General features: G+C 63.8%; 9 protein-coding genes. 3 read left to right on the forward strand and 6 right to left on the reverse strand.

The features are described from left to right. Positions 1-269: 269 nt before the first annotated feature. Positions 270-1,793 carry a hypothetical protein gene (locus EDF56_RS21990; RefSeq protein WP_243652771.1) on the reverse strand — a complete coding sequence of 508 codons (1,524 nt, stop codon included), beginning with the start codon at positions 1,791-1,793 and terminating at the stop codon, positions 270-272. 17 nt (positions 1,794-1,810) lie between these two features. Between EDF56_RS21990 and EDF56_RS26660 the strand changes: the two genes are divergently transcribed. Further along, positions 1,811-1,936 (forward strand): hypothetical protein, encoded by a 126-nt coding sequence (locus tag EDF56_RS26660; protein ID WP_279389731.1) that lies wholly within the window; start codon positions 1,811-1,813, stop codon positions 1,934-1,936. Positions 1,937-2,937: 1,001 nt separating this feature from the next. Here EDF56_RS26660 and EDF56_RS21995 read toward each other — a convergent pair. The 5 genes from EDF56_RS21995 to EDF56_RS22015 form a co-directional block, all read right to left on the reverse strand. Next, complete coding sequence (locus EDF56_RS21995; RefSeq protein ID WP_243652772.1) at positions 2,938-3,903, reverse strand: ParB/RepB/Spo0J family partition protein; 966 nt, start codon at positions 3,901-3,903, stop codon at positions 2,938-2,940. Between the two features lie 167 nt (positions 3,904-4,070). Beyond that, a complete protein-coding gene (locus EDF56_RS22000; protein WP_243652773.1) occupies positions 4,071-5,231 on the reverse strand; it encodes an autotransporter outer membrane beta-barrel domain-containing protein in 1,161 nt (386 codons plus the stop codon). Positions 5,232-5,617: 386 nt separating this feature from the next. After that, positions 5,618-6,157, reverse strand: coding sequence for an A24 family peptidase (locus tag EDF56_RS22005; RefSeq protein ID WP_132391615.1), 540 nt, complete (start codon positions 6,155-6,157; stop codon positions 5,618-5,620). Between the two features lie 12 nt (positions 6,158-6,169). Beyond that, the gene (locus EDF56_RS22010; RefSeq protein ID WP_132391617.1) at positions 6,170-6,730 is read right to left on the reverse strand and encodes a 2OG-Fe(II) oxygenase; all 561 of its coding nucleotides are present in this window, start codon (positions 6,728-6,730) and stop codon (positions 6,170-6,172) included. Between the two features lie 80 nt (positions 6,731-6,810). Beyond that, positions 6,811-8,517 carry a ShlB/FhaC/HecB family hemolysin secretion/activation protein gene (locus EDF56_RS22015; protein ID WP_243652774.1) on the reverse strand — a complete coding sequence of 569 codons (1,707 nt, stop codon included), beginning with the start codon at positions 8,515-8,517 and terminating at the stop codon, positions 6,811-6,813. A gap of 315 nt (positions 8,518-8,832) precedes the next feature. Here EDF56_RS22015 and EDF56_RS26095 point away from each other — a divergent pair, with 315 nt between their 5' ends. Together EDF56_RS26095 and EDF56_RS22020 are read left to right on the forward strand one after the other, a co-directional pair. Beyond that, complete coding sequence (locus EDF56_RS26095) at positions 8,833-9,204, forward strand: hypothetical protein (protein ID WP_165912328.1); 372 nt, start codon at positions 8,833-8,835, stop codon at positions 9,202-9,204. Positions 9,205-9,223: 19 nt separating this feature from the next. Further along, complete coding sequence (locus tag EDF56_RS22020) at positions 9,224-12,091, forward strand: TonB-dependent receptor (RefSeq protein WP_132391619.1); 2,868 nt, start codon at positions 9,224-9,226, stop codon at positions 12,089-12,091. Positions 12,092-12,102: the final 11 nt, after the last annotated feature.

Raw genomic sequence — 12,102 nt, forward strand, 5'->3', positions numbered from 1 at the left:
AGTTTGGTTAAGTACTCAGTCCGGCTCAATTTTACGCACCGGACTGGATATCAATCGGTGCCTCCCGCCTGCGCGGAGCTACCGGCTCCGAAAGCAAAGCGGCCCGGGCGAAGATCCACCCCGCCCGGGCCAACACGTTGTCTCGTTATTGAAAGAAAATGAGGGAGCGGCCGGAGACATTCAGCCGCCCCCTCACCCCACCTCGTTTAACAACGAGGTGCAGCGTGCTCGGCCATGGGGGGTCCTTGGGGCACCGAGCACGCCGGAGGCTATTTGTTCACGTGACCGCCCAGCAGCCCGGTGAGAGGGGCAAGCAATCCCCCCGTCGACGAGGTACCGGTGGTGCCGCCGAGCAACGAGCTGACGACATTCGTGACCGGCGCAAGCACCGATCCCGTCGCAGTCGAGCCAGAACCGACGCCGCCGACCACAGTGCCCACCACGGCCGTTACCGTGCTGGTCACGGGCGCGAGCACCGAGCCCGCGCCGCTTGAACCGGAACCGACACTCCCCGTCACACCGCTCACCAACGCCGTGACGGGCGCCGTAACGGCACTCAGTACGTTGCCGGTACTGCCGGTCCCGGTCAGGGTGCCGACCGTGCTGGTCACGGGCGCAAGGATCGAGCCGGTGCCGCTCGAACCCGAGCCGACGCTTCCGACCACACCGTTCACCAGAGCGGTGACAGTGCCGGTAACCGGTGCAAGGATGGAACCGGTTGCGCCCGAACCGGTACCGACGCCGCCGAGCACACCGCTCACAAGCGTGGTGACCGGGGCCAGTACGTTGGCAGTGCTGCCCGTGCCCGTGGAGCCCGTCAATGCTGCCACAGTGCTGGTCACAGGCGCGAGGATCGAACCGGCGCCGCTGGAACCGGTACCGACGCTGCCCAGCACGCCGCTCACCAATCCGGTTACCGGCGCAAGGGCCGACGCGCCCTCACCCGTGCCAAGCTTGCCGACAACTTGCCCAAGCGAACCGTTCACCGCATCGAGAATGGGCGAGGTAACGGCCGAGACAACCGCCGTGACCGGCGCGACCACGGGCGCCAGTCCCGTCGTCACCTGATCCACGGCGCCGCCGACCTGACTACCCAGCAGCGAACCGGCAAGATTGCCCACCGGCGCAAGCCCCACGGCCACCGCCTCGCTCGTCGTCGGCAAGGCAACATCGAGCACTTTGCCGTTCGACAACACATCGGCCGTCACCAGTTGACCCGAGGCGAGGCCCGGATTGTTCGACAACACGTTGACCCCGGCCAGCGTGTCCGTGGTGCTTGCACCGGTCAGCGCATTGTTGCCGGCATCCAGCCCGATCAAAGGACCATTGTACGTCCGTGCCGGATCGCCGTTCCCGCCGAGCGCACCGGTCAGGCCGTCTACCAGACCGCCAAGCTGGCCCGTGACGGGCGCCAGCACACCGCTGTTGCCCACCACCGGAGCAAGTAGACCGTCCACCGTGCCGAGCAGCGGCGACGTGACGCTATTCACCGTCGAAGTGACTGCCGTAACCACGGGGGCGAGCCCATCGGTGACTTGCGTCACGGTCCCGCCGACCTGGCTGCCGAGCAGTGCCCCGGCCAGTGAGCCGACCGGCGCTAGCGCGGCCTGCGTCTGCTCGTTGGTGGTGGGCAGCACGACCTGGACGACCTTGCCGTCGCCCGTCAGCACATCGACCGCGAGGCCGCCCGTGCTGGGATCAGTTGCCGTTTCGGGAGCGACGTTGACGTTGATCAGCGTGCCTGAACCGCTCGGCCCCAACAGGGACGTGCCGCCGACACCCACGCCTGCCACCGGGCCGGTATAGCTCGATGTCGTCGGGCCGGTCGGGCCTGTTGGACCACTGGGACCAGTCGGACCGCTGGGACCGGTCGGACCGCTGGGGCCAGTCGGACCGCTGGGACCGGTCGGACCGCTGGGGCCAGTCGGGCCGCTAGGGCCAGTCGGACCACTGGGGCCAGTCGGACCACTGGGGCCAGTCGGACCGCTGGGGCCAGTCGGACCACTGGGGCCAGTCGGACCACTGGGGCCAGTCGGGCCACTGGGATCACTCGGACCGCTGGGGCCGGTCGGACCGCTGGGGCCGGTCGGACCGCTGGGGCCGGTCGGACCGCTGGGACCGCTCGGGCCGCTGGGATCGCTCGGACCACTGGGGCCTGTCGGACCGCTGGGACCAGTCGGACCGCTGGGGTCGCTAGGACCACTTGGTCCGCTAGGTCCGCTAGGTCCGCTGGGACCGCTCTGTCCGCTAGGTCCGCTGGGACCGGTCGGGCTGCTTGGTCCACTCGGCCCGCTCGGGCTGGTGGGGCCCGACGGCGATCCGCCAGCGCCTACCTTGAAGCCAACGCCGTCCGCGCAGCCCGCCAGCAAAAGTGCAGGTATCGCCGTCGCACACAGCAGCGCATATCTGATGCCGCCCCTGTTCGCGTTTTTTGCGCGCCCGGCTTTTGTTGGCCCGGCTTTTGTTAGATCGTGTCTCATAGTCGACCTCCATGGAATTTGCCCAGTTCGCAGGAACCTAGAGCCTCCAATCGGTCCGATCGTGGGTAGAAGAAGCCGCCATGAGGGCAGTCGCGAGAGGTGGCTATCGGTGCCCCGCGCGCAGATTCGAAAACCCCTCGCAGGCCTACGCAAAACCACGCCGCGACCTGAGGATTTGCAGACAATACGCTTTCAAGTCGCGCGCAATCTTGCGAAAAAACCGGGAATATCGCGCAAAATCGGGAGCACCGCAGCGATCGTCGAATAGCGCCGGTGCGAGTGCAATTTGCCCCCGCCGGGGATCATCCCCCAGGCAGACCCTAACGGCGCGGTCCGCGCCTCTTTTCAAAGGATAATCATGGCAGGTTCGGCCTGGCACGGCAGGCCGAATCCCATCCGGGAGACGAGGGATTCAGAGTCCGCGAAATTCGCGTGCCGCGAATCTCCAGACGGTCACTCAGTCCTCGATATCCAGTTCGTCGTCCTGGCTTTCAACTTGCGCGCGCGCATCCAGGATCGCGGCCTCCAGAGCGCTGCAAAGGTCCCGGACCGACAAGCCCTCCGATACCAGAAGCTCGACGGAGAGCCCCTCGCGAACATTGCGCATCCGCCCGATCCGGGCGCCGTTAAGCTCGATTACGCCTTCGACCTCCCGGACGCCGGACGCGGTTTTGCCTGCAGCCTTGAGGCGGGCAAGCACTGCTGCGGCCGGGATCATCCGTTCGCCTGTCGCGGAAAGCCTCTGCTGCTCTTCGCCGATGACACGCGCCGTGGCCAGCACGCGCTCGCATTGCTGCGGGCGGCGCAACAGCGGCGTCAGCACTTCGGAATGGCGAACGCGCAACTCGTCGCGCGTGGCGAAAGCATCGACCACTTCATCGGGCATCTGCGCCAACGACAGCAAACGGCTGAGCTGGCTGTTCGACAGCCCAAGCGCTTCGGCCATGCGCGACTGCACGCCGCCGTAGAACTGGTCCACCGCCTTCTGGTAACTGCGCGCCCGGTCCAGCTCGGTGATATCCTGACGTTCGCGGTTTTCGATGTCCGCAAGGCGAAACGCCTCTTCGTCGGAAAGCTCGACAATCAGCGCATTCAACCGGATTTCCGGCCGGCCGTTATGATTGAGCCAATCGACGGCAAACCGCCGGCGGCTGCCCACGAGAAGCTGATAGGGCAGGTCCGACCCGGTCGGGTTATGGCGCACCAGAACCGGTATCCGGTTCCCGTCTTCCAACGCGATGGAGTCGATGAGCGAGCGGCAGCTCTCCGCCGAAAGACCGGGAACGTCGCGGGGATTTCCATCCCAGACGCTACAGTCGGAGGGGCGAATGGATATCGCCCCACGCGATCGGACATTGCCCTGGACGAACCCGGAAAGCCGCTCATCCAGCCGCGAGAGCGCCTCGGCATCAGACGCAAGCATCTCGGCAGGCGCGGGCTCGTATGCCAGGGTTGCGAGGATGTCCCTTATGAAACCTGCCATCGATAACTCCGATCGTGCGACCTTGTGATGTCATGATAGCGGGCCGACACGATCCCACCGTGCGGAATTAGGTCCGATCCGACTTCTTTGACATTTGAAGACCGTGCTCAGAAGCGCCGGCTTGCCGTCACGGCAAAGCCGTGGACATGACGATCCGAGGCAAATTCGCCGGAGTAGGAAAGGCGAACGGTCAGCCGGTCCCCGCGCACCGCGGACAGGCCTGCGCCAACCACCGCAACGCTTCGGGAATAGTGAGATTCGGGAAGTGTGAATATCGGCGTCCCGCCATTCGCGAACGTCGCTTCGATGCGGCTGTCGGGATTGGAACGCAGCTCGCGCTGCCATTGTGCCTCGACGGTCGGCCTGATTGTCCATAGACCTGTTCGGGCCGTCGTCGAGGCACGCAGACCGATGCTGCTGCGCACGGATTCCGTCTTGAACTGCGCCACGGCCAAGGAGGCCGCACCGCCGCGCTCGACGAAACCGCTTACATCAGCATAGCGGTATTGCAGCCCGGCGAAGGGTTGCGCCCGAAGGGCACCGAGCTGCAGGATGCTACCAGCCTCGACCGTGGCAGCGGCATTGTCACCGTCTCCACCGGTTCGTAGCTGGTCCGAAAATCCGCTCCAACTGATCTGACGGCGGAGCTTGTAACTGCTGCGATTGTAGAGCGCCGTTGCATCGACATAGAACTTGCCGGTCGAGTAGCTCGCATAGGGCCCGATATCGACGTTGAACTGCGTGATACGCGGTTGCTGGCTACGATCGAGATTGGCATCGATCCCGTCGATGCCCAGCGTGGTGCCCAGAATCAGACCCTTGATCGGCGTGAAATCGATGCCGGCACGCAGCGAACGGCTATCAGAATTCGCCTGCGGCCGGTCCGTGCGGGCCTCGTATTCGGCTTGTTTGAGGCCGAAGCTCAACATGAAGTTGATGCTCTGGTCTCCCAGCTTGGGCGCGTCCCCGTTTGCAGCGGTTTCGCGCCGTTCGACCAGATAACCGCGAATTTCGCGGTCGCTGGCATCCATGGACTGGATCGCAAGCCGGGGCAGCAGGCGGTAGTTCTGCGGCGAAAGCTGGCTGAGCGCATTTGCGCGCGCGGCCGAGTCCGGCAGTGCGTCAATCGATTGCAGCATGTTGCCATAGGGCGTCGTTCCGGGTGACGCGATGGAATCGAGAGCGTCGGCCACAGCCTGCTGGCCCGGAGTCGTGGCATCCGGACCATATGGCGCGGCATGGGCGCTGACCGAAAGAGCTGTCGCCAAAGGCAACGCCGTTAAAGACAGGCCCAAAGCGGCATGACGATAGAATAGTTTTATATTAAAGCGCAAATTACACCCCCAGGGAGCGCCGAGGCTCGATACGCCTGCGACTACGCATTAATAAAAGTACCAATTTTATGATTTACTCAAATCGAATAGAATTCCGATTGGTGCTTTATCGAAGTCTGTTTAGCGGCATATTTTTCGCTTCACGTCGAAGAAATCGGACGTTTTTGTCTTCTGATCCGCATTTTTCGTAAATTTCCGCCAAATCCCGGAAATATCGCTTCAGCCAGAACCCATGTTGCGAGAGGACCTCACCCACCGGACGGGAATGGTTTCAATCCGGCTCTATTTCTCGTCAGTCTGGCAGCCCAACGGACGAGGATCTAACGAGCGATCCCGCAACTCGCTGCCAGCGCCAGACGAATGGCCGGGCCGAGCACGGCGATCGCGCCCGCCGCGATCGCAAGTCCATAAGGCACACTGTCCGTTTTCACGCGCCAGAACACCAGATGGAGCACCTGCATTCCGCCGCCCAGCAGGCCGCCGGCAAGGGCAACCGCCATGCAGAACGCGGGAAGATCCTGCGGAGGAACCCACAAGGCCATCGCCAGGATCAGCTTGACGTCACCGCCGCCGAACAGGCGTAGCCAGAACAGCAAGACCAAAGGGATCGCCAGAAGTCCGATCGGCAGCACGTGAAGAAGCAGCGCCAGCAGTCCCCACGCTCCTGCCCAACCCAGCCAGTAAGGAACTGCCAGAAACGCGACTGCCAGTGAAAGCGCATTGGGAATGCGGCGCCGGGTCACATCGGTACAGGCGACCGCACCGCACAGCACCAGAAGTGCAAGGAAGCAGGCGATCACCACGTCCGGATGAAGCGGAGCGGCGGGAATGCGGTCCGAAGAGATCAGCACGTTCCACATGCGAGGTCGCCTTCAGCGCCAGTTGGGCCCTTCGATCCAGGTCACCAGACTCTTCCGGTTCCCCTCGCTCACCGGAAGGACGCGGTGCTGCAGGAAGGACGGGAAGATCAGCATGCTACCGCGATCGAGGAAAGTGGTGCCGGGGTTTGGAACGCCGAAGAACTCGAACTCGCCGCCCCGGTAGTCCGCCGAAGGCGAGAGTTGCACAACGACTGAAAGCTTTCTGGCGAAGGGCCTATCCGATTCCAGCCAGACATCCTGATGCCAGTCGTAGTGCCCTTTGTTCGTGGCCTGATACTCGGTGAACTGGACCTCGTAAGGCGCGACGATATCGGCGCCGAAGTTCGATCGGTTCGAGGCGTGAACGAATGACATGACGCGCGAGACGATGTCCTTCTCACGCCCGACGTCGAGCCAGCGGATCGTCGAGCTGCGCTGGATCACGTCGCTGCGCAGGTCTGCCGAAAATCCCACCGTCGCTTCCTGCGGCGCGTAATGCGCCGCGCGCTTGACGATCGCATCGCATTCCGCATCGGTCAGCGCCTTGGGCCAGACTTCCCAAATGTTCTTCATATCCTCTCCACGTAATGCAGGTCACCTGAACCGGGCGCGGGCTCCGCTCTTCCCGTTTTGCGTATACGCAAAGGACGCAATCAGACGGTCCGCGTCAGGCTGAACAGAAATCTCGCCTTGTTATCGTAATTAGGCGATAAGTACTTGACAGGAACTGCGATTTGTGCCGAAGCAACCCATCCCTTGATGGGCATCACGCGCACCCCGCCTCCGGCCGTTGCCAGCGAATAATTGGTCGCCGGCAAGAGATAAGCCGGTCGGGCAAAGCTGCGAGCCACTGCGCCGTCCGCATAAGTGAACAGTGTCAGGGCGTGCTTCCCCTTCTCCTTGCCGGCAACCTGCCAGGAAAGTTCGACCTGTGCGGCCACGCCCTTGTCGGCCGTGGCCACTCCGGCAGGATAGGCAATGCCCGCACCGTCACCGCCGAGCGAAAACCGCTCGGTCGTGGCCAGCAGGTCCTGCGTGTATTGCCCGCGCACGGTCGCCTGGATCGAAACCGACTTGGCAAGTTGCTTGACGGCGGTCCCTTGCACGTTGGCCTTGCGGAAGCCGGTCTCCGAATAGCTCTCCAACGGCCGGGCACCCAAAGCGTCCAATCCCTGGCTCAGGCTGAGCGACACGGCATAGCCGCCGGTCTTGTCGATCTCCGACCACGATGCCCCGAGCCGCAGTGCGCGGGTGCGGAATTGACCGAAGGGCGTATCGAGATAATAGTTGTCGCTGTCGGTACCATCGAGCGCGACCTGAACGGTCAGGTTCTTCCGATAGGAACGGATCAGCGGGTGCGAGATGGCGATCCCCAATTGCTTGGCCTCACCCAGGATGTCGGTGCCCTTCGTGCGCGTGCGGACATAGGCGCCGCTGACGCCAAGCGTCGTGCCGTTGCTGCCGATCGGGGTGGCATGGCTCAGCGTGTAGAACTGATAGTGGTCCGGCTGAAACGGAAGGTATCCGGAAACCCGCGTCACGTCCCCTTCGCGCAGCAGCCCGTTGACCGTGACGCCCACTTGCGCCTGAACGCCGGACACCACGTTGACCACGCCGCCATTGTTGATGTTGAGCGCGACTTCGACCTGCTTGCGCTTGACCTCAAGATCGAGCGCGACCTCGTCAGGCTTGGCCGTCGTCTTCAGCTTCGCCTCGACCGTCTGGCCGGGAATGTCGCGCAGCAGCGACAGCGTCCGTTCGAGCGAGGACTTGCGCGTCGGCGTCTCGGCCATCAGGCGCGCGAGGTGCTTGCCGATCAGACGGGTCGGCGTGCTCGACGATTGTCCGTTCAGCGCATAGCTGACAATCCGACCTTCGACGGCGCGGATGATCAGCACACCGCCGGTCGGCACTTGCGGCGGAATGGTCACGGCATAGAACGCGATGTCGCTGCGGGCATAGGCGGCGCTCACGGCGTCCGCGATTTTTTGCAGGGTGTCCTTGTCCAGCTTCGATCCGGCGAACGGCGCGACCGAGGCTTGCAGGACACGCGGAGGCAGGGTGCTGCCCTCGAACCGCACCCGCCTCAGCGCCACCGCCGTCAGAGCGGCAGCGCCTTTCACTTCGACCGACGGTGCCGGCGTTGCGGTGCGGACAGGTGCGCCTTGCGGAACGATCGGTTCGACCCGGTCGATACGCCCGCGGTCGATCGTCGGGACCGGGTTGGGCTGTCCGGGGATCTGGGCCCGCGAGGGCTGGGCCGGCAATGCACCAAGCGTCAGCGCGGCGAGCAGGAGCCAGACCGCACAGTGCCTCCGGATGCGGAGCGACGAGACCATATGGCAAGCTGAGCTGAACATGCGAAATGTCATTCCTGAGGGTTCGGCCGGGGCGAGCGAGCGGCGTCTGAAACACGCTGCGACGACCGCCCCGGTCTGCTTTTCCGCATCAGAATGAGATCGTTAGGTTCGTTGTGCACTTCGAAGTGAAGTCGTTCCGAGGGTAACGCCGCATGGCACCCCCGCAGCGCGTCCCGGAAGGGCGATCCGGGAACGGGCCAATGTCCGCACAGCACGCAAAGGGGGTCTGGAAACGCGGAAACCCGCACAAATGCCTACGCAAGGCGTCTTTCCGCCCCGAAGGGAAACGCGCTTCCAGTAATGGGAGCGGCGGCAATGGGCGACGTGCAAACACACGCAGTTCGGCCACTTTTTCGGGTAGAGGGGCAAGATCAGGTCAATATGGCACCGAACATTCGGCGCAGCGGGCGCTGCGCAAAGGCCCCGCAATCGGCGCGTGCGAATTGCTTTCGCAAACGGACCCAGATGATGGAGGCTTCGGGCAAGGCGGTGCCGGAACGGCTTCAACTCGTCCGGGTTCGTCTCGCCTCGGTCCGGTCGGAGGCCCGCAAGGCGGGATTACAAACCTGCAATGCGGTTCTTATTCACGGCCGACCAAAACTGATATCCGGACACGTCCGCTCCCATGCAATTACCGGGCCGAACGTTTGGGTGACAACGCGCCGGTTCGGCGCGCGCCGCGAATGATATTCGGGAGGATCTAGAGATGAAGTCCAGGTATCTGGTTTGCAACCTGCTGCTCGGTGCGAGCGCCCTTGGTCTGGCGGCGCCTGCCATGGCCCAATCCGCCGATGCACCCGCTGCTGCCGACACCGCACCGCAGGCCGCCAATCCCGCGCCTTCGGTTCCCGATATCATCGTGACCGGTTCCCGCGTGATCCGCAGCGGCGCGGCGAGCCCGACCCCGCTGACGACGATTTCCACTGACTCCCTCATGGTCGCCTCGCCCTCGGGCTCGATCTCGGACGCGCTGAACACGCTTCCGGTGTTTTCCGGATCGCGCAATTCGTTCAGCAACCCCGGCTCGAACGCAACCGGCGTGCAGGGCGGCAACGGCGCCGCCAACGTGCTCAATCTGCGCAACCTTGGCGCCACGCGTACGCTCGTGCTGTTCGACGGCCACCGTATTCCGCCCACGCTCTACAACTCGTCGGTCGACGTTGACCTGATCCCGCAAGAGCTGATCCGCAGCGTCGATATCGTCACTGGCGGCGTCTCGGCAGTCTATGGCTCCGACGCGGTTTCAGGCGTGGTGAACTACGTCCTCAACCGCAACTTCAACGGCTTCCAGGCCCATGCCGAAGTCGGCATCTCGCAGGAAGGCGATGCCGCCAATCGCGACTTCGGCGGCGCGTTCGGCTTCAAGGTCGGATCGCGCGGGCATTTCGAGGCCAGCGTCCAGCACCGTGAGAACGACGGCATCCTCAACCGCGCCTATGACCGCGACTGGGACAATCTGGCCGCCGTGCAGGGCGGCGGGACGACCGCCAATCCCTATTACCTCGCAAGCAACGTCCGCCTCAGCAACTATGCCTTCGGCGGCTACATCTCCTCGAAGGGTGTGCTGTCGGGCCAGCACTTCGGTTCGAACGGCGTGCTCAGCGCATTCGACCGGGGCACCGCGACCGGATCGTCGTGCTGCCAGATTGGCGGCGACGGCGCCTATCAGAACAGCTCGATGATCTCGCCCTTCCGGGGCACACAGCTGTTCGGCCGCTTCGACTACGACCTGACCGACGACATCCACGTCTACGTACAGGGCGCCGCCAACCTGAAGAAGAACACCTCCTATACGGGGTGGAACCAGCTTGCGGGCCTGACCTACAGCACGTCCAACGCCTTCCTTCCGGAAGCGTATCAGGACCAGTTCGCCGCCGCCGGGCAGTCCACTTTCACGATGAACCAGATCTGGTCGGGCGCGCCGCGTATCGAGGCGCTTTCGAAGACCCGGCAGATCTACCTGAATGCCGGAATCGAAGGCTCGCTGGGCGGTTGGAAGTGGGATGCCACGTACACCCACGGCATGTCGCGCCTGAAGACGACGATCAGCAACCTGCCGAACGCCCAGCGCCTTGCCGCCGCGCTTGACGCCGTTGTCGATCCCGCAACCGGCAATATCGTCTGCCAGGCCAGCCTGACCAATCCTTCGCAGTATGGCGACTGCGTGCCGCTCAACATGTTCGGCCCCACCGCCAGCAGCCAGGACGCGCTGAACTACACGCTGGGCAGCGTCGAATTCCTGACGCACACGAAGATGGACGCCGCCGACGCATCGATCAGCGGCTCGGTGTTCGACACCTGGGCCGGCCCGGTCAACGTCGCGCTCTCGGCCGAATGGCGCAAACTGTCGTTCGATGCCTCCAGCACCGCGACGGCAAATGACCTCGCCGATTGCACCGGCCTGCGCTACAACTGCACGGCCACGACCACGCTTTATCCGACCACCTTCCCCAACAGCGACACGGTTTCGCAGAGCGTGAAGGAAGCCGCGATCGAGGTGGAGATCCCGCTGCTGAAGGACGTGGCCTTCGCCAAGTCCCTCGCGCTCAACGCCGCCGCGCGCTACACCGATTACAGCACCAGCGGCAGCTACGCGACGTGGAAGGTCGGCGGTGTCTGGGAGGTCAACAACGACCTCAAGTTCCGTGGCACGATCTCGCGCGATATCCGCGCACCTACGCTTTATGACCTGTTCCAGCCGGAAACCGTGGTCACGGGATCCTTCGTGGACACCAAGGACCCCAACCATCCGGTGACCGTCTATGTCCCGTCGATCAACAACGGCAATCCGGATCTGAAGGCGGAAGTCGGCCGCACTTACACCTTCGGCGCCGTCTACAAGCCGCACTTCATTCCGGGCCTGACGCTGACTGCGGATTACTACCATACGGTGGTGAGCGACGCGATCACCACGGTTCAGGGCTTCAACGCCGCGATCCAGCAGGCCTGCTATGACAGCAACGGCACCTCGCCCTATTGCTCGCTGATCCAGCGCGACGATCAGGGCAATGTCACGGCCTTCTATATCAAGCCGCAGAACATCTCGAAGGTGCGCACTTGGGGCATCGACGGCGAGCTGGACTACAACACCTCGCTGGCGGGCCGCGCGCTCGGCCTGCGCCTGTTGGTGAACTACCAGCCGCACATCTACTATGAGCAGCCGGGCCTCGCGACGATCGACCAGGGCGATGCAGGCTGGGGCCAGAACGGCCTGATGCCGAGCCCGAGCGTACAGATCGCGGGCTTCGTCAGCTATCAGGTGACAGACGGTGTCAGGGTCGACCTGTTCGAGCATTACCGCAACCGGTTCCGCCGCAGCGGCGTGGCCAGCCAGGTCTGGCTCGATCCTTACGTGAAGAGCTACGCGACGACCAACCTGACGCTGACGTTCGACACCGGATCGTCGCTGAAGATCGCCAACAGCTCGTTCTACGTCAGCGTTTCGAACCTGTTCAACGCCAAGCCGCCGCTCAGCGGGTACTACAGCGGCACGACTTCGGCCGGGCAGTCCTACGAGTTCTCGGACGATCCCACCGGCCGCGCCTTCCTCGTCGGCTTCCGGATCAAGGGCTGAGACGGCACCCC

Source organism: Novosphingobium sp. PhB165 (genome assembly GCF_004341845.1).
Classification (GTDB): domain Bacteria; phylum Pseudomonadota; class Alphaproteobacteria; order Sphingomonadales; family Sphingomonadaceae; genus Novosphingobium.